General features: G+C 36.1%; 20 protein-coding genes. 10 read left to right on the top strand and 10 right to left on the bottom strand.

Going from position 1 to position 21,692, the window contains the following annotated elements:
• Nucleotides 1-2 precede the first annotated feature (2 nt).
• From G521_RS0110160 to G521_RS0110140, 5 genes are all read left to right on the top strand, one after another.
• The gene (locus G521_RS0110160) at nucleotides 3-1,214 is read left to right on the top strand and encodes a hypothetical protein (RefSeq protein WP_026898445.1); all 1,212 of its coding nucleotides are present in this window, start codon (nucleotides 3-5) and stop codon (nucleotides 1,212-1,214) included.
• Between the two features lie 7 nt (nucleotides 1,215-1,221).
• Nucleotides 1,222-1,737, top strand: coding sequence for a hypothetical protein (locus tag G521_RS0110155; protein WP_026898444.1), 516 nt, complete (start codon nucleotides 1,222-1,224; stop codon nucleotides 1,735-1,737).
• Between the two features lie 153 nt (nucleotides 1,738-1,890).
• Entirely contained in the window at nucleotides 1,891-2,445 is a 555-nt protein-coding gene (locus tag G521_RS0110150) for a hypothetical protein (protein ID WP_036679005.1), read from the top strand.
• A gap of 94 nt (nucleotides 2,446-2,539) precedes the next feature.
• Complete coding sequence (locus G521_RS0110145; protein ID WP_026898442.1) at nucleotides 2,540-3,079, top strand: DUF3347 domain-containing protein; 540 nt, start codon at nucleotides 2,540-2,542, stop codon at nucleotides 3,077-3,079.
• Between the two features lie 274 nt (nucleotides 3,080-3,353).
• Complete coding sequence (locus G521_RS0110140) at nucleotides 3,354-4,640, top strand: citrate synthase (RefSeq protein ID WP_026898441.1); 1,287 nt, start codon at nucleotides 3,354-3,356, stop codon at nucleotides 4,638-4,640.
• Nucleotides 4,641-4,754: 114 nt separating this feature from the next.
• On the opposite strand, the gene G521_RS0110135 is transcribed toward G521_RS0110140, so the two are convergent.
• The 5 genes from G521_RS0110135 to G521_RS0110115 all read right to left on the bottom strand — a co-directional run bounded on the left by G521_RS0110135 (nucleotide 4,755) and on the right by G521_RS0110115 (nucleotide 9,650).
• Nucleotides 4,755-5,750, bottom strand: coding sequence for a DUF3667 domain-containing protein (locus G521_RS0110135; protein ID WP_026898440.1), 996 nt, complete (start codon nucleotides 5,748-5,750; stop codon nucleotides 4,755-4,757).
• Between the two features lie 4 nt (nucleotides 5,751-5,754).
• A complete protein-coding gene (locus G521_RS0110130) occupies nucleotides 5,755-7,029 on the bottom strand; it encodes a NupC/NupG family nucleoside CNT transporter (protein WP_026898439.1) in 1,275 nt (424 codons plus the stop codon).
• 126 nt (nucleotides 7,030-7,155) lie between these two features.
• Nucleotides 7,156-7,752 (bottom strand): bifunctional nuclease family protein, encoded by a 597-nt coding sequence (locus G521_RS0110125; protein ID WP_026898438.1) that lies wholly within the window; start codon nucleotides 7,750-7,752, stop codon nucleotides 7,156-7,158.
• 158 nt (nucleotides 7,753-7,910) lie between these two features.
• The gene (locus G521_RS0110120; protein WP_026898437.1) at nucleotides 7,911-8,888 is read right to left on the bottom strand and encodes an electron transfer flavoprotein subunit alpha/FixB family protein; all 978 of its coding nucleotides are present in this window, start codon (nucleotides 8,886-8,888) and stop codon (nucleotides 7,911-7,913) included.
• A 24-nt stretch (nucleotides 8,889-8,912) separates the two neighbouring features.
• Entirely contained in the window at nucleotides 8,913-9,650 is a 738-nt protein-coding gene (locus tag G521_RS0110115) for an electron transfer flavoprotein subunit beta/FixA family protein (RefSeq protein WP_026898436.1), read from the bottom strand.
• A 45-nt stretch (nucleotides 9,651-9,695) separates the two neighbouring features.
• Here G521_RS0110115 and G521_RS0110110 point away from each other — a divergent pair, with 45 nt between their 5' ends.
• Together G521_RS0110110 and chrA are read left to right on the top strand one after the other, a co-directional pair.
• On the top strand, nucleotides 9,696-10,031 hold the full coding sequence (locus tag G521_RS0110110) for a heme biosynthesis protein HemY (protein WP_026898435.1): 336 nt from the start codon (nucleotides 9,696-9,698) through the stop codon (nucleotides 10,029-10,031).
• A gap of 10 nt (nucleotides 10,032-10,041) precedes the next feature.
• On the top strand, nucleotides 10,042-11,241 hold the full coding sequence (gene chrA / locus G521_RS0110105) for a chromate efflux transporter (RefSeq protein WP_026898434.1): 1,200 nt from the start codon (nucleotides 10,042-10,044) through the stop codon (nucleotides 11,239-11,241).
• A 22-nt stretch (nucleotides 11,242-11,263) separates the two neighbouring features.
• Here the strand turns inward: chrA and dnaB are convergent, their stop codons facing one another.
• The gene (dnaB, locus tag G521_RS0110100; RefSeq protein ID WP_026898433.1) at nucleotides 11,264-12,832 is read right to left on the bottom strand and encodes a replicative DNA helicase; all 1,569 of its coding nucleotides are present in this window, start codon (nucleotides 12,830-12,832) and stop codon (nucleotides 11,264-11,266) included.
• A 287-nt stretch (nucleotides 12,833-13,119) separates the two neighbouring features.
• On the opposite strand from dnaB, the gene rlmB reads away from it, so the two are divergent.
• On the top strand, nucleotides 13,120-13,905 hold the full coding sequence (gene rlmB / locus G521_RS0110095) for a 23S rRNA (guanosine(2251)-2'-O)-methyltransferase RlmB (protein WP_026898432.1): 786 nt from the start codon (nucleotides 13,120-13,122) through the stop codon (nucleotides 13,903-13,905).
• On the opposite strand, the gene G521_RS0110090 is transcribed toward rlmB, so the two are convergent.
• Together G521_RS0110090 and G521_RS0110085 are read right to left on the bottom strand one after the other, a co-directional pair.
• Nucleotides 13,898-14,983 (bottom strand): mannose-1-phosphate guanylyltransferase, encoded by a 1,086-nt coding sequence (locus tag G521_RS0110090; RefSeq protein ID WP_026898431.1) that lies wholly within the window; start codon nucleotides 14,981-14,983, stop codon nucleotides 13,898-13,900. The genes rlmB and G521_RS0110090 overlap by 8 nt on opposite strands.
• An 11-nt stretch (nucleotides 14,984-14,994) precedes the next feature.
• The gene (locus G521_RS0110085; RefSeq protein WP_026898430.1) at nucleotides 14,995-15,963 is read right to left on the bottom strand and encodes a KpsF/GutQ family sugar-phosphate isomerase; all 969 of its coding nucleotides are present in this window, start codon (nucleotides 15,961-15,963) and stop codon (nucleotides 14,995-14,997) included.
• A gap of 109 nt (nucleotides 15,964-16,072) precedes the next feature.
• Between G521_RS0110085 and recQ the strand changes: the two genes are divergently transcribed.
• The gene (gene recQ, locus G521_RS0110080; RefSeq protein WP_026898429.1) at nucleotides 16,073-18,259 is read left to right on the top strand and encodes a DNA helicase RecQ; all 2,187 of its coding nucleotides are present in this window, start codon (nucleotides 16,073-16,075) and stop codon (nucleotides 18,257-18,259) included.
• A 213-nt stretch (nucleotides 18,260-18,472) separates the two neighbouring features.
• On the top strand, nucleotides 18,473-19,294 hold the full coding sequence (gene kdsA, locus G521_RS0110070) for a 3-deoxy-8-phosphooctulonate synthase (RefSeq protein ID WP_036678847.1): 822 nt from the start codon (nucleotides 18,473-18,475) through the stop codon (nucleotides 19,292-19,294).
• Here kdsA and G521_RS0110065 read toward each other — a convergent pair whose 3' ends face one another.
• Both G521_RS0110065 and G521_RS0110060 read right to left on the bottom strand, forming a co-directional pair.
• Entirely contained in the window at nucleotides 19,295-19,723 is a 429-nt protein-coding gene (locus G521_RS0110065; RefSeq protein WP_026898426.1) for a DUF6526 family protein, read from the bottom strand.
• A complete protein-coding gene (locus tag G521_RS0110060) occupies nucleotides 19,723-21,624 on the bottom strand; it encodes an OmpA family protein (RefSeq protein ID WP_026898425.1) in 1,902 nt (633 codons plus the stop codon). The genes G521_RS0110065 and G521_RS0110060 overlap by 1 nt, the downstream gene beginning before the upstream one ends.
• Nucleotides 21,625-21,692 lie beyond the last annotated feature (68 nt).

Raw genomic sequence — 21,692 nt, 5'->3', positions numbered from 1 at the left:
ATATGTTAAAACAGTATTTAAGATTAAATACAGTTATTGGTATAAGTATTAAAATTAACTCTGATAATTCAACAACTATTCAGGCCTGTAAAATTCATACTTCAAAAAACCAACTTGATTTCGAGAAAAAGGCTTTAGACTTAAACACTTTAGAAGAATTTAATAATGAATTTATTTCAAAAGATTATCTCTCTGTTAATCTGACAGGCAAGGGGATTTTGCATAAAAGAATTGATAGAATTGATGAAATAAACTCATCTAATTTCGAATCAATTTTACCCAATGCAGTTTTCAACGACTTTTATATTCAGAATTTTATTTCAGGCAAACACTCATTTGTATCTGTAATCCGGAAAACCGAAGCAGAAAAATGGTTAAGCTCAATTAAAAATATGGGCTTTATACCTGTAATGTTAAGTTTAGGTCCATTCCCTGTAAATAGTATTCTTCCCCAAATAAACACATATGACAATTCAATAATTTTTGATGGACATGTCATAGGTCTGAACATTCAAAACGAATGGGAAACCTATACTTATGATGAGTATAAAAAGTCACCGTTTCCGGTGAAGCTGGAAAATGAACCGATTGACGAGAAACTATTAATTAGCTACAGTGCAGCTTTCCAGGCAGTTTTTGCTGGATTCTCAGAAAGCATTGAAGCCCATGTAATGTATCTTGAAGATCAGCTTCGCAGCATTACCGCTAATAAACGAACAAAATTCCTGGCTGTGGGAATGTTGATATTCTTCTTCATTATTCTGCTTGTAAATTTTCTGATCTTTTGGTCTCTTAATTCCTCCAATCAGGCTATTTCATCAAAATTGGGTCAAATATCAAATGGCAACCTGGATACAAAAACCATTCAGAAATCTGTTGAAACTAAAGAAAATGATCTTAAACTGTTAGGGTGGGATGACGATTTGGACAAAGCCTATTTTATTGATCAGCTGGCAATGAATCTTCCCGAACAAATTTCATGGAATTCTTTAGAAATTAATCCTGTTGATCTTTTACAAAGCAGAAATTCAGGCTCTATAAAATTACTGGACAGAACTATTATTTTGTCAGGTTTTTCAGATAAAATAGTTCCGGTAAATAACTGGATTGCAGATATCAGTGAATACGAATGGGTTAAAAATGTTCAGCTTCAAAGTTATATCATAGATCAGGAAATAAATAAAGGCAAGTTTATTTTAATGATTAAGTACTAGCATTATTATGAAGGAATTAAAAAATAGGGGAGATATTCTTTTAGTTATTGGGGCTGTTGTTCTAACCTTTTTATTTTATCAGTTTGGAATTAAAAATACAATTGTGGCTTATCAAACAAATGAGCAATTAAAAAATACCCTAAAAAATAATTCATTGGAATCATTGCCGCAGGATTTTTTATTAAGAAAAAGTAGAAATCTGGATAAGGTTCTGGAAAAATATTCTGTAGACTCCCTGATTTTTAGAAGCAAATCTATTGGCGAGGTTGCTTCAATTGCTGAAGCAGAGAATTTAAAGCTTTTAGAAATTGCCCCTTTAGACCCTTTTTACAGCACTGAAAATTTTCTCGTTCAAAAAATTGATTTTGAAGGAGACTACTATTCTATAGTAAAATTTATTCGCAGAGTTCAAAACCAGCATAATGTAGGCATCATTCGTTCTATTAACATCCAAACTCAGACAAAAGGGCCTGCGATAGGGAAAAACCTGAAAATTGAACTCTATCTGCAAATAAAAAAATAATGATAGTATTGGTCTAATAATCAGTTAACAATACTTCCTGCTAAATTTTATCATACCTTTCGTGGTATATATTATCAATATATCCATTCTTTTGGCACAAACCTTGTTTAATGGGTCTTGAATTAATTTAAAATTCAAACAAAAAGAATGATCATGAAAAAATCTACAAAATTTGTTGCTTCTGCAGTAGCTGCGGTGGCATTATTTATAGGAATGAACGCAAGTGCACAAACAAATGATGGCGATTCGAAAGCCCTTCGTTTAGGTGTTGGTGTTAGTGCCGGTATTCCTACCAACGACGATTACAATATCGCTTTAGGCGGAGACCTTCGTTTGCAGAAAGATTTCTTTAGCAATATCTCAGGTACATTATCTGCAGGTTATACTAACTTTTCTGTGAAAGATGAATCAAAATCTGCATTAGGATACGATAGCCAGGGATGGATCCCGGTTAAAGCTGGAATCAAAATTTTTCCTGTAAGTCGTTTCTATATTTCAGGAGAAGTTGGTGCTGCTTTCGGAACTGATAAAGGTCAGGGAACTGCATTAGTTTATGCTCCAGGCATTGGTGTTGGTACAAACACAGGTCTTGACATTGGTTTACGCTATGAAGGACTTGCAAAAGACAATATCAATTTCCCAAGAAGCGGAAGTAATTTAGGTCAGGTTGCTTTAAGACTGGCTTATGGTTTTAATTTGAATAAATAATTTTAAAATCAGTTTTAAAAAATCCCGCTTAGGCGGGATTTTTTTTTATTTAAAATTTAAGACTCAAAAAGCGATATTTACACCAAAAAATAATATGAAATCTATAAAAATAATGTTTGCTGTATGCTCTTTTGGAGCTTTAATCTCAGCCTGTACACAGTCAAACTCTAGCAGTCAAAACGATTCTTCTACACCCGATTCAATTGAAGCCGTTCCTCAAAAAGCAGTTTTAAAAGATTCTGATGTAAATTCTGTGTATTCAAACTATATTGATTTAAAGAATGCACTCGTATCTGCAAAAAGTTCAGAGGCGCAAACTGCTTCTGCCAAGTTGTCTGATGCTTTATTGAAAATCAAAGGGTGCGAAACAACTTCTGAATTGGCAGGAAAAATATCGGCTTCTTCAGACTTAAAATCACAACGTTCAGATTTTACTGTTCTTAGTGCTGACATTATCGCATTAATGAAGAATTCTGAAATTGAGAGCGGAACACTATATGTTCAATATTGTCCGATGGCTAATTCTGGTAATGGAGGCTCATGGTTGGCATCAAACAGTGAAATCAGAAATCCATATTTTGGAGATGAAATGATGAACTGCGGAGAAGTTAAGGAAGAATTTAAAAAGAAATAATTTGATTTTTTGTTTTAAACTGAAAGCAGTAGATACGTAAAATAAACAGTTTTAAAATTATTAGCACGGTTTAAAAATGTTTAAATTATTTGTAGCTACCTATGCGACTGTAGATTAACAGTCTTTTATATAGAAATTTTTAAAGCTATTATTCCAAATTCATTGAATTAAAATTTCATGCTTTTTTGCCTTATAGAAAAATTGCAAAAGCATTATGAAATATTAGTTCCAAAAGAGACAGATTTAACTAATTTTGTTTCATAACGCATTAAATATGTCAGAAGCAGCAACCTTAAAATTAGGCGATAATACATACGACCTTCCTGTTATTACAGGTACTGAAAATGAAAAAGCGATAGATATTTCTAAACTTCGTGATCAAACCGGTTATATAACTATTGATTCGGGTTATAAAAATACTGGAGCAACTAAAAGTGCAATCACTTTTCTGGATGGTGAAGAAGGAATATTGAAATATCGCGGCTATTCAATTGAACAGTTAGCAGAAAAATCTTCATTTCTCGAAGTAGCTTATTTGCTTATATACGGTGACTTGCCGTCTAAAAGCCAAATCGAAGAATTTCAGTCAACCATATCCCGGCATACGCTGGTTCATGAGGACATGAAAAAGTTTTTTGATGGATTTCCTTCCAAATCCCATCCGATGGGACAACTTTCCTCATTAATCTGTTCACTTTCTTCATTTTACCCTGAATCTTTAAATTCAAAGCAAACCGCTGATGAACAGAATTTAACAATGATTAAGCTGCTTGCCAAAATGGCAACGGTTGTATCCTGGATCTATAAAAAATCATTGGGTCATCCTATAATTTACCCAAGAAATAATTTGGATTATGTTTCAAACTTCCTGAACATGACCTTTGGTCAAAGAACTGAAGATGTGGAAATTGATCCGGTAGTTGTTTCTGCAATGAATGTTTTATTGATTCTTCATGCAGATCATGAACAAAATTGTTCTACATCTACTGTAAGAATGGTAGGATCATCTGACTGTAATTTGTATGCATCTATTTCGGCTGGTATTTCTGCGCTGTGGGGACCGCTGCACGGCGGTGCAAACCAGGCTGTAATCGAAATGCTTGAGCAGATTAAGGAAGATGGTGGCGATACCGATAAGTGGATTAATAAGGCAAAGGATAAGAATGATGGATTTCGCTTAATGGGTTTTGGTCATAGGGTTTATAAAAACTTCGACCCCAGAGCAAAAATCATTAAAAAAGCATGTGATGATGTTTTAGATAAATTAGGTATAGATGACCCTATTTTAGATATTGCTAAAAAACTTGAAGAAGCTGCATTAAATGATCCATATTTTGTTGAACGCAAATTGTATCCTAATGTCGATTTCTATTCTGGAATTATTTATCGTGCTTTAGGTTTTCCTACCGATATGTTTACAGTTTTATTTGCTTTGGGTCGCCTTCCGGGATGGATAGCTCAATGGAAAGAAATGCGTGAGAACAAAGAACCAATTGGAAGACCTCGTCAGGTTTATGTAGGAGAGGTTTATCGCGAATTTGTTGATATTGATAAACGATAATAACCAGTAACAATACTAACAAAACGCCCTCATTCAATTGCGAATGAGGGCGTTTTAGTATATAAATATTTTCATAAAGATTGGCAAATACCTTAATCAGACTTGTTAGGTAAATTAAATTGTAAAAAAGAGTATAAAAACAATCATTAACAAGGAGAAGAAGAAAACGGTCATATAACTCAGAGAGAGGAGGAGCATCTTTCCAATAATCCTCCATCGACTATTAATATATACTACCCTTAATGACCTGTACACATACCATATAATAAGCAGAATAGCAATTAAAGTAATCACTCCACCGGAAATAAATCCGAGGCTTATAAAATCTAATATCAGGAGAATAATAAAAAGAATAAACAAAAAAGAATGTAAATGCAGCGAATACACAAAATGCTCGATGTAATATTTCCTGTTTCGCCAGAATACCAGTTTGAGTATTACCGCAAATAAGGGGAGGAGAATAAACATCAGCTTTGGCAAATTCTGGATGAATTTATCAACGTATTTCTCGCTGTCTTTGCCTGTGATTTTTAAAAGTTGTTTATTGGCATAATGGCTAAAAAAGTTATCCCGCTTTGAAGGTGGTAGTGCATTTTGTCTTTTTTCATAAGCCTCAATAGTCGAATCCTGGTCCAGTTGCCAGCCATTGAAAATTACGTGCTTTTCTTTGCCCGCGGTGGATTTGCCTATAGTGATACCTGCCGAATTTGCATCTTTCGCCGCTGATTCCAAGAGTTTCTTTTCTGAAATTTGCTCCTCCTTAATTTTTGATGCTAATTTTTTATCCTTAATGTTTACATCATTACCTATTGGCATAAGCAGGAAGAAAACTATACTAATAAAGAGATAAGTTTGAATAGGATGCAGGTAAGAATTACGCTTACCCGAAATATAATAATTAGTTAGATAGCCCGGCTTGGTAAGAAGAGGACCAATGGTATTAGTGAGTTTTGAATCGAAATGAAAATAGTGGCCGATGCTATGGGTAATCATAGGCCAGAATTTTTCAATTACCTCTATATTTTGCTGTCCACAGACACTACAGTAATTTCCCTGCACAACTGCTCCGCAATTCAGGCAGTCGGTTTCTGCCCGGTAATTTTTTTTCATTATTTTAAAGTAGGATTCCGGCGATAGTAGCTGATAAATAAGATGCCAGCGTTCCGCAGATTAGGGCTCTAACTCCAAGTTTTGCAAGATCGGTTCTGCGTTCTGGTGCAAGCTCGCCTATACCACCAACCTGGATTGCGATAGAACTAAAGTTTGCAAATCCGCACAAAGCGAAACTGGTAATTAACAATGTTTTATGATCTAACGTTGATTTGATTTTCGCCAGATCAAGGTAGGCTACAAATTCGTTTATAACCATTTTTGTGCCCATTAAAGATCCGGCAACCTGAATATCTTTTGCCGGAACACCCATCGCGTAAGCAAATACTGAAAATAAAGAACCTAATATTTGATTTAAACTAAGCGTGTTTATATCTATTCCTATAAATGCAAGAGATAAACCAATGTTGCCTAAACCTGCGCCAATTTTGCCTAATACATAATCCAATAATGCTATAATGGCAATAAATCCTATTAACATGGCAACAACGTTTAAACCGACTTTTAGTCCGTCGCTGGCTCCGTGAGATATTGCATCCACCAGGTTGGCATTGGTTTTTTTAATTTCAAGGGATACTTTACCCTTAGTTTCAGAAACCTCAGTTTCTGGCCACACAATTTTAGATATAACCAGAGCTCCCGGAGCCGCCATTATGCTGGCTGCTATCAAATATTCTGCTGGAACACCGAGTGCAATATAAACTGCCATAACACCGCCTGCTATACATGCCATGCTACCGGTCATTGATGCAAGAAGCTCTGACATCGTCATCCCTTTTAAATAAGGTTTGATCATGATTTGCGCTTCAACCTGGCCTACGAATGCACTTGCAACATTTGATACAGCTTCTGAGCCTGAAACGCCCATTAATTTATATACTATTAATGCAAAGAACTTTACGATCCGCTGCATTATTCCCAAATAATAGGCTACGCTAACCAGAACGGCAACGAAAATAATTGTTGGTATAATTTTAAAAAAGAAAATAAAGTCGTTACCTGCTCCAAATGCTTTATCCATAAAGCCTTTATTAACCAAAGCTCCAAAAACAAATGCAGCACCCGCCTGGGAAAAATCGAGCACCTTGGTAACCGCAGCACCTAACCAACCAAAAATTTCTTTACCAATAGGGACTTTGAGAATGAATATGGCTAATACAATTTGAATGGCTAATCCGGTGAGGACCAGACGATAATTAATAGCTTTTCGGTTATTTGACATTAAGAAGGCAATAGCAAAAATCAGTATAATGCCAATTAGACCGGTAAATCTTTCCATAAAAACGAATGTACTTCTGTATTAAGCGTGAAAATTATAAATAAGATTGGTAATACTAAACTTTAATATGTGAATTAAAATTTTTATTAAAGATATTTCGGTTATTTCTGATAAAAAGAACATTTATCATGAGGATTTTCTTCTTGATAATTCGTCTCTGATGCGAGCTGCTTTTTCGTAAGCTTCTTCAGTAAGGGCTTCCTGAAGTTTAGTTTTAAGTTCTTCATCACTTAATGATGCCAGGTTAACAGGAGTAGAGCCTGTTTTTTCTTCGGGAGTCGCTTCGATATTCTCAAGAAATACAAAATCGTTTCCTTCGATAACAATACCTGCAGTAGCCAAAATGAATTCGTATGTGTAAATAGCACATTCAAATCGTACCGCCAATGCTATAGCATCTGATGTACGGGCATCGATCTCCACAGTCTTTTTTCCATCATTACATAAAAGCTTGGCGTAAAAAATACCATCTACCAGGTTGTAAATAATCACTTCCTGAATGACTACATGATAGGCTTCTGCAAAAGATTTAAATAAATCATGTGTTAAAGGACGGCTAGGGGTCATTTTCTCGATTTCGATAGCTATGGCCTGAGCTTCAAAACCACCAATGATTATTGGTAATCTTCTTCGTCCGCTTACTTCTCCTAAAACCAAGGCGTAAGCCCCGGATTGTGTTTGACTATATGATAAACCAACAATATCCAGTTTAATTTTTTTCATCCCGTTAGTTATTTTTATTGCTGGTAAAGCTACAAGAACCAGTTGTATTCAATTTTAAGCTGGTTTATTTATAAACGATTACAAATGCAAATAAGCAATAGTCTGTTCTAATAAAGTTAAGAATTTCCTATTGCTTAAATGATTGGCATAATTAGCTATTAAGAATTTGACTTATAACTCTTAACTGCTTCAATTAATTTAGGAACAATTTCAAACGCATCTCCAACAATTCCGTAATCAGCAACTTTAAAAAACGGGGCTTCCGGATCCTTATTAATGACAACAATTGTTTTTGATGAACTAACTCCTGCTAAATGTTGGATGGCTCCGGATATACCTATTGCAATATATAAATTAGGACTTACAGCAATTCCTGTTTGTCCGACATGTTCCTCATGAGGGCGCCATCCTGCATCAGAAACCGGCTTTGAACAGGCAGTAGCAGCTCCTAAAAGGTCGGCAAGTTCTTCAATCATAGCCCAGTTTTCCGGGCCTTTCATTCCACGGCCTGCCGAAACCACTAATTCTGCCTCCGGTAGTGAAACCTTATCGGTAGCTCTCACAATTTCTTTAACCATGGTTTTAAAATCAGACTCATTTGAGTCTGAAGCAAAATCTACTACCGTTGCAGGAGATCCGTTTTCTACAACTTTATATGAGTTAGGATTTAAAGCGATTATTTTAACATCAGATGTTAACTCAATAAATGCAAATGCTTTACCTGAAAATGCTGTTTTCTTTACAATAAATTTACCGTCATCTGTTGAAGGTAATTCGACAGCGCTGTCTGCTAAACCAGCCTGCAATTTAACTGCAATACGTGGCGCCAAACCTTTTCCGGTAAATGAATTGGCTAATACTACAACTTTAGCACCTTCCTTTGAAGCCGCTTCGGCTATTACAGATGCATAAGCTTGGTTAACAAAAGTTTTTAACTGCTCATCCGAAACATTTAAAACTTTAGCAGAACCATATTTGCCTAAGCTTTCAAGATCTTCATGACTAACATCACCTATAGAAATTGCGGTTAAGTGTGTATTTAATTGATCGGCTACAGTTTTGGCGTAAGAAATTACTTCATAAGTTGATTTCTTGAACTTGCCGTCTGCATTCTCTACATATACTAAAACTGACATATTTGATCTTTCTTCTGTAAGTGACTATATAACTTTTGCTTCTGTGTGTAATAAATTTATAAGCTTTTCCGCTTCTGCAGAATCCACCATCGTGACAGCACCGCGTGGGGCAGGAGTTTCATATTTTTTAAATTCTGAAACCTGTTCTATTTGCTGAGCATCTATAACTTGCAATGGTTTTGTCCTGGCAGACATAATACCCCGCATATTTGGAATTTTAGCTTCAGCAACACCTTCTGCGCAACTTGCTACAAAAGGTAACTGAACCGTTAAAATTTCTTTACCGCCTTCAATTTCTCTTTGAATAATAGCATTTGAACCTTCTAAGTCTAGTTTTTTAATGATAGAAATAGATGGGATATCTAAAAATTCACCAATCATTGCTGCAACCTGAGAACCATTGTAATCAATAGATTCTCTACCGGTTAAAATAATGTCGAATGCATTTTGTTTAGCATATTGCGCAATTTGATAAGCCACAAAATACGCATCACGTGGTGCAGCATTAATTCTTACGGCATCATCAGCTCCAATAGCCAAAGCTTTTCGGATTGTAGGTTCTGTTGAAGATTCTCCAACATTGATAATGGTAATACTCCCTTTTCCACCTTCACAAAGTTCTATAGCACGGGCTAAAGCAATCTCATCATACGGATTTAGGATGTACTGAACACCTGCAGTGTTAAATTGCGTATTATCGTTGGTAAAAGTTATTTTTGTTGTCGTATCCGGAACGTTACTGACACAAACTAATATTTTCATATAAATTCTGTTTTTGCAAATCTAACTAAAAAAGCCAAATTTAAAATGCACCGAAACCGATTACAGAAGCTTTTGGATTTTCTCCAGAACGAACCTAATGATCCTTTTTTAAAATATGCCCTTGCAACGGAATATTTAAACTCAAATGAGCTTGAAAAAGCGCTTGAATATTATGAAGATCTAATTACAAATCATGCAGATTACGTTGGCACCTATTATCATCTTGGTAAATTATATGAAGCATTGGATCGTAAGAACGATGCTGTAAAAACGTATCAGGATGGAATGAAAGTAGCCAGAAATTCCAAAGATATGCACGCCTTTTCTGAATTACAGGCTATTTACAATTCTGCTATAGGTTTGGATTACGAAGATGATTAAGTAATAGACCGTGAACAAACGTCATTTACTATTCCTGAAAGATGTGATTTGGTTTACATGTACAGCTTTTGGCGGTGCACAGGCTCATATCGGAATGATGCTTAGTAGTTTTGTTCAAAAGCGGCATTATATTTCTAAAGAAGAACTTTTAGAATTAAATGCCCTGACTCAAATTTTACCTGGTCCTTCTTCCACACAAACCCTTGTTGGAGTTGGATACAAAGTAGGAGGCTTACCAATTGCGCTTATAACTTTTTTAATCTGGATCTTCCCATCAGCCGCAATCATGTGCTTTGCGGCCATAAGTTATACTATGCTGGGCCAAAAAGATAAATTTGACTCTGTTTTAAAATTCATTCAACCAGTGGCCGTGGGTATTGTAGCCTATGCTGCATTCAGTTTAGGGAAAACGGTTTTAAATTCTAAAATTAAAATTTGGCTTGCAGTAGCTTCAGTCATTGCCACACTCATATTGTCTAATGCATATATATTTCCCATACTAATTTTACTTGGAGGAATTATTTCATCATCAATTGATACTCCATTAGAAGAGAGTGAGTTAAGATTTAAATTATTTTCAAAAATCAATCCGCAGAAGATTAGCTATTTCATTGGAATCTTATTGCTATTTGCCGCTTTGGGAGCGTTAATAAACAGAACATCGCCTTTTAGTTTGCCTATCCGTTTATTCGAGAATTTTTACCGTAACGGGATTATGATTTTTGGAGGCGGGCAGGTGTTAGTGCCATTTATGTTTACCGAATTTGTGGAGATGAAGCAATACATTACTTCTAAAGAATTCATTGCAGGATTTGCCTTGCAACAGGCGATACCGGGTCCCACTTTTTCTTTTACATCTTACATTGGTACCATGACTATGAAAAATTCCGGTTATGGTTCTTTGGGACAAATACTTGGAAGCATAGTTGCAGTTCTGGGAATTAATTTACCGGGAATAATACTAGTCCTGTTCATTGTCCCTTTTTGGAATGATCTTAAAAAAATCACCAGGATTAAAAACTCTCTTTCAGGAATTAATGCAGTGTCAGTTGGGTTTATGGTGGCAGCCTTTGTGTTGCTGTTGCAGCCAATGGGCATAAATTTCCTGTCAATTAGTATTGTTGCAGCAACATTTTTTTTACTCCTTTATACCAAAATAAAAACCCCTGCTTTGATTTTTGCAGGGGTTTTATTAGGCATCTTATTCTAAACTAATTTTTATAATCCTTTTTTTAAAAAGGAGGTTCATCATCCATATCATCCATTCTTGATGGTCTGATTATGAATTCACTTGATTTTTCAAAATCTTTTGATGGGGCCATTCCGGCAAAAGGATCAGGATTACTAAATGATGAAGGGCTTGAAAAATCCTCTTCCAAATCAGCAAATTTTACAAATTTGCCAATAAATCGTAAAGGAACCGTTCCTGTTTCACCGTTTCGGTGCTTGGCAATAATAACTTCACCAATCCCGATTGTCGACCGTCCTTCCTCATCTTCCGTCAATCCGTAATATTCCGGGCGATATAAGAACAATACCATATCTGCGTCCTGCTCTATTGATCCCGACTCCCTTAAATCGGAGAGCATTGGTTTTTTCTGAGCTCCCGGCCGGGTTTCAACCGCACGACTTAACTGAGAAAGAGCAATTACAGGAACATTCAACTCTTTTGCAACTGATTTAAGTGCTCTGGAAATACTACCGATCTCCTGTTCACGATTACCACCTTTTCCTTCGCCCTTTCCGTGCATCAGCTGTAAGTAATCTACAATGACCATCTGTATGTCATACTGTGCTTTTAGACGACGGCATTTGGCCCTAAATTCAAATATATTTAATGCAGGTGTATCATCAATAAAAAGTGGAGCTTCAGTAAGTTTTCCAATTTTGGAATGTAGCTGTTGCCATTCCCACTCTGCTAAATTTCCTTTACGGATTTTTTCCTGCTCAATTTCGGTTTCTCCGGAAATCAAACGATTAACGAGTTGCACCGACGACATCTCTAATGAGAAAACAACCACAGGTTTATTAAATTGTACTGCAGCATTGCGGGCGCAGGTTAATACAAATGCTGTTTTACCCATTGCCGGACGGGCAGCAATAATAATAAGATCTGAAGGCTGCCAGCCTGACGTCATTCTGTCCAGGGCGGTAAATCCGGATGCCACACCAGTTAATCCATCAACCCGGTCTTTAATCTTCTCTAAATTATCTAATGATTCACGTATAATATCATCCATCTTTCTGGAGTCCCTACGCAAATTATTTTGAGCTATATCGAAAAGATTCTTTTCGGCATTGTCCAGCAAATCAAAAATGTCTGTAGTGTCTTCATAAGCATTGCTTATAATTTCTGTAGAAATACGAATCAACTCCCGCTGAATAAATTTTTGGGAGATTATACGTGCATGATATTCAATATTAGCTGCAGAAGCTACACGGTTTGTTAGTTCGGTAATATAATATGCCCCGCCAATCATTTCCAGATTACCCTGCTGACGAAGCTGAGCTGTAACTGTTAAAATATCTACAGGGGAAGATTTTTGAAATAATGTATGAATAGCTTCAAAAATTTTCTGATGACTGTCTTTATAAAAAATTTCAGGCTTTAAAATATCAATAACGGCAGATAAAGCATCTTTTTCAAGCATTAAAGCCCCTAAAACTGCTTCTTCTAGATCAACTGCCTGGGGAGGTAATTTACCTAATCCACTTGGAATTCCGCTTAATCGGCTTCTTCTGTCAGTGGAAAAAGAGGGTTTGGTGCTTCGGCTAAAATCCTGATCTTTTTCTAAACTCATAGCAACAAAAATATAACAAATATCACATGCGTATTTTTGAAGTTCTTCACAACCAATAAAATTAGCATTTTACACTAACTGATATTCATGGGCCTAAGGTTTATTCTTATTCACACCCAATGTGGAAAACGTGTATGTAACAATTTAATTATGCCTTTAAAATAACTTAAAGCAGGTGTTAATAACTTTTTGAGATGTTAACAATTGTTCTGCATGAAAGGCTATAACAGTTAAATTAATGGAAAATGTAAATAATAGCTAACTTGGCGGCTCATTAAAAATTACAGATGAACACTAACTCCTTTAAAGCTAAAAGAGACTCTTCTCCGCGTGAATCAAATCAAATGGTATTTGGAATTAGGGCAGTAATAGAAGCTGTTAAGAGCGGCAAGGAAATTGAAAGCTTATACTTACAAAGGGGATTGACTGGCGGGATATTTTTAGAGTTAAGAGCTCTGATTAAAGAATACGATTTAACTTTTCAGCAGGTTCCTGTCGAAAAACTAAATCGTATAACCACTAAAAACCACCAGGGAGTTATTGCATTTATATCACCAATAGTTTACGAAAAGATCGAGAATGTAATTCCGGCTGTGTTCGAAAGGGGAGAAACACCTTTAATTTTGATATTGGACGGTATTACTGATGTGAGAAATATGGGAGCAATTGCCCGTACGGCTGAATGTGCCGGAGTTCATGCCATCATAGTACCGTCAAAAGGTTCGGCCCAGATAAATCCGGATGCTATTAAAACTTCGGCCGGTGCATTATATAAAATTCCGGTTTGCCGTCATGACAGTTTGTTGAAAACAGCTAAATTTCTCCAGGAATCAGGCCTACAATTAATTGCTTGTACAGAAAAAACCAATGAATTTCTTTATCAGCCTGATTATACCGGACCTACTGCAATTATTATGGGTTCAGAAGAAGATGGTATATCCAACGATTTGATCCGCATTGCTGATCATCTTGCAAAAATACCCATGTTTGGTGAAATCGAATCGCTCAATGTTTCAGTTTCTGCCGGGATTCTGATCTATGAAGCGATTCGACAACGTATGACCCTTAAATAAATTCCGGTCCGAAATGCTGTTTTACATCAGCAACTACTTTTTTGACGTTTTGTTCCTGATCACGAGGGCAAATAAGTAGGGTGTTATTATCTTCTACCACAATAAAATCATGCAGGCCCTGAATGATAACCAGTTTATCTTCGGGCATGTTTACCATGCAGTTGGAAGAATCGTACATAATTACTTTCTTAGATGGTATCACCGCATTTCCAACATAATCTTTCTCTGCCAGTTCATAAACAGAGGCCCAGGTACCCAGATCAGACCATCCAAATTCGGAGGGAAGAACGTATACGTTATCTGCCTTCTCCATAATACCATAATCAATAGAAATATTGGTACACTGATAATATGCAGATTGAATAAATTCCTTTTCCTTTGAAGTGTTAAACAAAGAATCTCCCTCTTTAAAAATGTCATTTATTTCAGGAAGATAACTGGTAAATGCTTTCAGGATGTTTCTGGAAGACCAGACAAAAATTCCCGCGTTCCATAAAAACTCCCCGCTCTGAACAAAAGTTTTGGCAAGTTCCAGGTTAGGCTTTTCGGTAAAGGTTTTTACTTTATAAAAATCTTCATTTAACGTTGAAGAATTAAATTGAATGTAACCGTAGCCTGTATCAGGCCGGGATGGTTTAATTCCTAAAGTGATTAAGCAATCGTTGTTTGCAGCAGTATCCAGGGATTGATTAATATATTTAACAAATCCTTCGGTATCAACAATCAGATGATCTGAAGGAGCTACAACAATACACGCATCTGGATTAAGCTGATTAATTTTATGACATCCATAGGCAATGCATGGCGCAGTATTACGCATTATAGGCTCACCTAAAATTTGCTGATCCTCAAGATCCGGCAACTGCTCTTTAACCAAATCTGTGTAGGATTCATTGGTTACAATAAAAATGTTTTCTTTCGGTACAATTTTAAGAAAACGATCGTAAGTATGTTGTATTAAAGTTTTTCCTGTACCCAGGATGTCAATAAATTGTTTCGGAAAAGCTGTCCGGCTGATTGGCCAAAAACGGCTGCCAATTCCACCAGCCATTATTAAGGCATAGTTGTTTTTATTCATCAATTCAGTTTTTAAATGATCCCTTCTTTTAATAGATCATGAATATGTATAAAGCCGGTATATTTTTTATCCTCGTTAATTACTAAAAGTTGCGAAATATTATTGCTTTTAAGAATTTCTAAAGCGGTTACAGCCAACTCATCTTTTAAAATGAATTTGGGTGAATAAGCCATTATATCCTGAGCCTTTAATCCTTCAATGTTGCTATGATTTTCCATCATTCTCCGGATATCACCATCAGTAATTATTCCCGCAATATATTCATTTTCAATAACCGCTACCGCACCAAGTCTGTTTTTTGTTATCTCAATTAAAACTTCACGAACCGGAGTGTCACGAGAAACGCGTGGTTTTTCATTTTGTATGGCCAAATCCCCGACTTTTAAATACAAACGTTTTCCTAAAGATCCTCCGGGATGATATTTGGCAAAATCAGCACTTGTAAATTCTCTGCTTTCTAAAAGACAAACCGCAAGGGCGTCGCCCATGGCCAACTGTGCGGTTGTACTGGTTGTTGGAGCAAGATTATGCGGACAAGCCTCTAAATCAATTGTTGTGTCAAGAATAAAATCTGCCTGTTTGGCCAGAAAGGAATTAATATCACCCACCATTCCTACTAAAGTATTGCCGGAAAGTTTTAAAAGCGGAATCAGCACTTTAATTTCAGGAGTGTTGCCACTTTTAGAAATACATATAACCAAATCATTCTTCTGAATCATTCCCAGATCTCCGTGAATGGCATCTGCGGCATGCATAAAAATGGATGGAGTACCGGTAGAATTTAGGGTAGCTACTATTTTTTGAGCAATAATGGCGCTTTTACCTATTCCTGTAACTATAACACGGCCGTTTAAGTATAAAATGCGGTGTACTACTATAGCAAAGTCTTCGTTTAATTGCGTTGAAAGACGCGTAAGTCCATCAGCCTCGATGCGAAGTGTATTTTGTGCTATTTGAAGAATTTCTGTATTTGTTTTCAAGCAGAAATATTTAATTAAATGCGATTAAACCGCAAAACTATGTTATTTTATATATAATTTTAACCTTTTATATTTATTAATACCCTTTCCAATTTTTTCCAGTAGGACGATGGAGATCAACAAATCATTATTTGATAATTTACAAAATTTCTTTGGCTTTGATAATTTTAAAGGTGACCAGGAGGCCATCATAACAAGTATTCTTCAGAAAAAAGATACGTTTGTTATTATGCCTACCGGCGGAGGCAAATCTATTTGTTACCAATTGCCAGCCTTAATGAGTGATGGTACTGCTTTGGTGATTTCTCCTCTTATTGCTCTGATGAAAAATCAGGTAGATCAGTTAAGGGCTTTTGGAGGTACAGAAAGCATTGCCCATTTTTTAAATTCATCATTAAATAAAGCAGAGATTGCCAAAGTAAAACAGGATGTCAGCAATGGCGATACTAAACTATTATACGTAGCTCCCGAGTCACTCACTAAATTAGAAAATGTTGAGTTTCTTCAGTCCATAACTGTTTCTTTTGTAGCCGTTGATGAAGCCCATTGTATTTCTGAATGGGGCCATGATTTCAGACCCGAATACCGGAAAATCCGCCAGGTTATAAATAATATTGGTGATAATATTCCAATAATTGCTTTAACTGCAACAGCCACTCCTAAAGTTCAGCAGGATATTCAAAAAACTTTGCAGATGAACAGTGCGGTGCTTTTTAAATCATCATTTAACAGGCCGAATCTATATTATGAAGTACGGGCAAAACGTGACGTCATTAAAGAGATTGTACGCTATGTTAAAAGTCAGGAAGGAAAATCAGGCATAGTATATTGCCTAAGTCGTAAGAAAGTTGAAGAAGTTGCAGAAGCATTACGATTAAATGGTATAAAGGCCTTGCCTTATCACGCAGGTTTAGATCCAAAAACACGTTCTGAAACTCAGGATAATTTTTTGATGCAGGATGTTGATGTGATCGTTGCGACTATAGCATTCGGAATGGGAATTGATAAACCCGATGTTCGCTATGTAATCCACCATGACATTCCAAAAAGCATGGAGGGATATTATCAGGAAACCGGAAGATCCGGCCGGGACGGGGGCGAAGGAGTTTGTATAGCATTCTATTCTCAGAAAGATATCGATAAGCTCACAAAGTTTATGAAAGATAAGCCGGTTTCTGAACGAGAGATCGGTACGCAAATTTTGAAAGAAGTAATTGATTATGCAGAATCATCGGTATGCAGAAGAAAGCAAATACTTCATTATTTTGGCGAAAACTTTAATGAAGCGGGCTGCAATAATATGTGCGACAATTGCCGCCATCCAAAGAAATATTTCGCGGCAGAAGAACCATTGCTGCGTGTTTTAAAATTAACTGAGCAGCTTGGGGAGAAGTTTGATGATCAGTATATGATCAACATTATGCTGGGGATTGAAAATGCTCAGATTTTATCCTACAAGCACAATCAGTTACCTGAATTTAAATCCGGGCAGGAGGAAGGCGAAATTCTCTGGAAATCTTTAATGCGGCAAGCTGTTCTTAATAATTATCTGTCGAAAGACGTTGATAATTACGGTTTATTAAAACTTACAAAGTCGGGACGTGCATTTATTGAATCTCCTCATGCCGTTAAATTCATTTTAAATTATTTTGTTGAAACTGCTCAGGATGATTCGGAAGATGGCCAGCAGCAGTTTGGAGCCCTGGATACTCATTTATTAATGATGATTAAGGATCTTCGAAAAAAGATTGCCAAGCAAAAAAATCTGCCGCCTTTCGTAATTTTCCAGGATCCATCTTTAGAAGAGATGTGCACTCATTTCCCAATTAGCATTGAGGAATTAAAGCAAATTCAGGGAGTTGGAGCCGGCAAAGCATCAAAATTTGGTCAGCCTTTTATAGAGCTCATTAAATTTTATGTAGAGGAGAATGACATTGACCGGCCAAATGACCTGGTTATTAAATCTGCAGCCAATAAATCAGCTTTAAAGGTTTCTATCATCCAAAATATTGACCGGCAAATTGCACTTGAAGATATTGCTTCATCAAAAGGAATGTCGTACGAAGAGATTCTTAAAGAAGTTGAAACAATTGTTAATTCGGGAACAAAACTTAACCTGAATTATTATATTGACGATATTATTGATGAGGATCGCCAGGAAGAAGTCTATGACTATTTTAGAACTACCGAGGTTGATTCTATAGATAACGCATTAAATGAGCTGGGCGACGAGGATTATTCATTCGAAGAGATTCAGCTTATGCGCATCAAATTTTTATCTGAAATGGGCAATTAATGTTAAAAGGATTCCGATCGAGGCTTGTAATAATGGTTATTTTTCTGTCATTGTTATCCATAGCCCTAAGCAGCTTTTATTCCTTAGAATCTATTGATATTAATATCTACGACTCTTATTTCGTAGTTTCTTACAGCGTAATTATATTCAGCTTTTTGTTCATTCTTTATTTAATGATCGAAACACTTTTTTATATCCAGTTAAAAAGAAAAAATGACGAGAATAATTCATAATATTCCTAAAATTCAGCATACAGATTCAACTAATTTTTTCTTAATGGCAGGCCCATGTGTAATTGAAGGCGAAGAAATCGCCTTAAGGATCGCAGAAAAAATTATTGGAATTACTAATAAATTAAAAATACCGTTTGTTTTCAAAGGCTCTTACCGCAAAGCTAATCGTTCGCGTTTAGATTCTTTTACCGGTATTGGTGATGAAAAAGCTTTAAAAATTTTAGCTAAAGTTAGCCGTGAATTTGGCGTTCCGGTGGTAACGGATATTCATGAAAGTGTTGAAGCTTCAATTGCTGCAGAATATGTTGATATTCTTCAAATTCCTGCATTTTTATGCCGTCAAACAGAATTACTAATCGCAGCTGCAAAAACCGGTAAAGTGGTGAATGTTAAGAAAGGACAATTTCTCTCGGCTTTATCCATGAAATTTGCTGTCGATAAAATACAGGAATCGGGCAACCCCAATGTAATACTTACAGATCGCGGCAATACTTTTGGTTACCAGGATATTATCGTAGATTATCGGGGCATACCGGAGATGAGAGCTTTTAATGTACCTGTTGTAATGGATTGTACTCATTCTTTGCAGCAGCCCAATCAGGTTAGCGGGGTAACCGGTGGTAAGCCTGAATTGATTACAACAATAGCAAAAGCTGCCATTGCAGTAGGCGCAGATGGATTGTTTATTGAAACCCATCCTGATCCCGCTAATGCCAAATCAGATGGGGCAAATATGCTGCAGTTAAATAATTTAGAAGAATTGCTTGTTAAGCTGGTGCGAATCAGAGAAGCAATCTTGTAATTAAACCCGGTAGTTATCTTCCTTCCAGAGTTTTATTGATTCTTTTATAGCTTTTCCGCTTAAATTATTCTGTATAGCAGATTGAACGAGTTCGGGGAATTCAGCATCAGAAGCAAAGCGAAGTGCTATTATTTGGCTCATGCGCAATGCTTCCGGAAGTGGTTTACCGGTAAGAATATAATACCTGAAATTTTCTTCAGATCTTATGGCACGGTCCTGTGCTTTTAAAGGAAATGCACGAGTATACCAGTATAATAATAAGCCACAAATAAAAAGTAAGAACAATAAACTGGCTGAATAAACATCTCCACTATCTATCTTTTTAACAAGATTAACAATTGATCCGATAAGGCCTGCAAGCAATAGCGGACCTAAAATTTTGTGATAGCCTGTAACCAGACGTGAGTGGTTTTTGTAGTTCTGTGTCATTAATTTTTAGTGATTTTAAATTCTGTTCTTCGGTTGTTTTTGCGCCCTTCTTCGGTGGAATTATCTGCTACAGGTTTTGATTTTCCATATCCTTTATAAGTTAATCTGGTAGCAGATATTTTATTATTTATCAAATAGTTATAAACAGTTTTAGCTCTGCTTTCCGATAAAGTAAGATTCATCTTTTCATCACCTAAATTGTCTGTATGTCCCGCAATTTCAACTGATATTTTTGGATTGTCGTTTAAGAAATTAATCAGATCCTGCAATTCTACTTTAGATTCCGGGAGTAAGTAAAATTTATTGGTTTCAAAAAATATGTTATTGAGAGTTACCATACCTCCAACTTCTATTTTTTGAAGTGGAATTTGAATATTATAGGGTTTGTTGAGTTCACTGTTTTTAAGTGAAAAATTCTTTGAGTAAAATAAATACCCATCTTTCGAAACATTTAATGCATAGGTTTTACCGGCAGCCATGGTGGCCATAAATTCTCCGGTTTCGACATCTGAAATTTCATTGTAGACCGAAGTATTTGATGAGAGGTTTATGATCTGGACTTTCGCATCTAAAACTTTTTTCGAGGTTTTGTCAAATACGGACCCCTTAACGTAGGTTACTTCAAGAGGTCTTAAATTAGCAGGAAGATCAAATGAGTAGATATCCAAACCTCCAAAGCCTTGTTTATTATCTGATGCGAAAAAAGCGGTTTTCCCATTGCTGCTTATTATCAACCCACTTTCTTCACCAAAAGTATTGATGGGATATCCCAAATTTTGTGGCTTTTGCCAGGTTTTATTCTTACTGTTCTTGCGGCTTATAAATAAGTCTTTATTTCCGAGGCCTGGCCAACCGTTAGAAGAAAAATATAAGGTCTCATCATCGGGATGTATAAAAGGGGATTGCTCATCGTAAACGGTATTAACATTAGGACCTAAATTTTCAGGAACTGACCAGGATCCTCCTTCCTTCAAATCAGATTTATAAATATCATAACCTCCTACACCGCCGGGCCGGGTACTAACAAAATAAAGCGTTTTGCCATCGGCACTAATAGATGGCTGAGATTCCCAGCCGGGAGTATTAATAGGAGCTCCGATATTAAATGGTGTACTCCAGTTTTTTCCATCTCTTTTAGATAAGTAGATATCGCACCTGCCTAAACCATCAGGTCGATTACAAATTGTAAAAAACATATACAATCCATCAGGCGAAATGCTTTGCGCTCCTTCGTTGTAAATCGCAGTATTAATATTCCTGCTTAGATTTTCAGAAATAGTCCAGGAGCCATCCTTCTTAATGCTTCTATAAAAATCTTCATTGCGGTTTGCCTGACGAGTAAATATCAGCGTTTCTTCATCGGCAGTTACAACCGGCAGATATTCCTGTTCTTTGGTATTTATTGAATTTCCAAGATTTACCGGCTTAAAATTTACAGGATTTTTAATAGCTTCCAGGCTAAAGCGACAATCTTCTATATATTTTAATACCGTTTTTTTGCTGGTTTCTGATAGTCCGGGATAGGAAATATATTTTTCAAAATGATTTAAGGCATTCGAATAATCTCCGGTATTCAATTCAGATTCAGCAAGACCATAATAAGTTAAGGGGAGGAATTCAGGATCAATTTCTATTACTTTAAGATAATTAATTTTTGCATTTTTGGGATCAGATAGCTTTCTGTATATGTCGGCCATTTGCTGGAAGGCAGCGGTAAATTTTTCATCCAAAGACACCGCTTCTTTTAAAGAGGCAAGTGCTTTATCATAAAATTTGTATGAAATATTCTGATTTGCTATAGCATAAGCTTTCTGAGCTTGTTTATTATCAGAGGTCTTTTTTTGACTAAAAGCAGAAAGGGCAAAAAGCAGGAGTATAGAAAGAAGAAAAGTTGATTTCATGCAGATTAAACCCATATATTATACAGGTGATGAAGTTAAAAAATATTCAGGACTAATAATCTATTAAT

Origin of the sequence: Daejeonella oryzae DSM 19973, assembly GCF_000422945.1 — a bacterium.
GTDB classification, from domain to species: Bacteria; Bacteroidota; Bacteroidia; order Sphingobacteriales; family Sphingobacteriaceae; genus Daejeonella; species Daejeonella oryzae.
The sequence above is the reverse complement of the archived record's forward strand: the minus strand, read 5'-3'. Positions and strand labels throughout refer to the sequence as shown.

What these genes read in the sequence shown, in the direction of transcription:
- G521_RS0110160 (WP_026898445.1), top strand. Translation starts at nt 3, where the DNA reads ATGTTAAAACAGTATTTAAGATTAAATACAGTTATTGGTATAAGTATT.
- G521_RS0110135 (WP_026898440.1), bottom strand. Translation starts at nt 5,750, where the DNA reads ATGAAAAAAAATTACCGGGCAGAAACCGACTGCCTGAATTGCGGAGCA.
- G521_RS0110065 (WP_026898426.1), bottom strand. Translation starts at nt 19,723, where the DNA reads ATGACACAGAACTACAAAAACCACTCACGTCTGGTTACAGGCTATCAC.
- rlmB (WP_026898432.1), top strand. Translation starts at nt 13,120, where the DNA reads ATGAACACTAACTCCTTTAAAGCTAAAAGAGACTCTTCTCCGCGTGAA.
- G521_RS0110150 (WP_036679005.1), top strand. Translation starts at nt 1,891, where the DNA reads ATGAAAAAATCTACAAAATTTGTTGCTTCTGCAGTAGCTGCGGTGGCA.
- kdsA (WP_036678847.1), top strand. Translation starts at nt 18,473, where the DNA reads ATGACGAGAATAATTCATAATATTCCTAAAATTCAGCATACAGATTCA.
- G521_RS0110115 (WP_026898436.1), bottom strand. Translation starts at nt 9,650, where the DNA reads ATGAAAATATTAGTTTGTGTCAGTAACGTTCCGGATACGACAACAAAA.
- G521_RS0110120 (WP_026898437.1), bottom strand. Translation starts at nt 8,888, where the DNA reads ATGTCAGTTTTAGTATATGTAGAGAATGCAGACGGCAAGTTCAAGAAA.
- G521_RS0110090 (WP_026898431.1), bottom strand. Translation starts at nt 14,983, where the DNA reads ATGAATAAAAACAACTATGCCTTAATAATGGCTGGTGGAATTGGCAGC.
- G521_RS0110060 (WP_026898425.1), bottom strand. Translation starts at nt 21,624, where the DNA reads ATGAAATCAACTTTTCTTCTTTCTATACTCCTGCTTTTTGCCCTTTCT.
- recQ (WP_026898429.1), top strand. Translation starts at nt 16,073, where the DNA reads ATGGAGATCAACAAATCATTATTTGATAATTTACAAAATTTCTTTGGC.
- G521_RS0110145 (WP_026898442.1), top strand. Translation starts at nt 2,540, where the DNA reads ATGAAATCTATAAAAATAATGTTTGCTGTATGCTCTTTTGGAGCTTTA.
- G521_RS0110110 (WP_026898435.1), top strand. Translation starts at nt 9,696, where the DNA reads ATGCACCGAAACCGATTACAGAAGCTTTTGGATTTTCTCCAGAACGAA.
- G521_RS0110125 (WP_026898438.1), bottom strand. Translation starts at nt 7,752, where the DNA reads ATGAAAAAAATTAAACTGGATATTGTTGGTTTATCATATAGTCAAACA.
- G521_RS0110130 (WP_026898439.1), bottom strand. Translation starts at nt 7,029, where the DNA reads ATGGAAAGATTTACCGGTCTAATTGGCATTATACTGATTTTTGCTATT.
- G521_RS0110155 (WP_026898444.1), top strand. Translation starts at nt 1,222, where the DNA reads ATGAAGGAATTAAAAAATAGGGGAGATATTCTTTTAGTTATTGGGGCT.
- dnaB (WP_026898433.1), bottom strand. Translation starts at nt 12,832, where the DNA reads ATGAGTTTAGAAAAAGATCAGGATTTTAGCCGAAGCACCAAACCCTCT.
- G521_RS0110140 (WP_026898441.1), top strand. Translation starts at nt 3,354, where the DNA reads ATGTCAGAAGCAGCAACCTTAAAATTAGGCGATAATACATACGACCTT.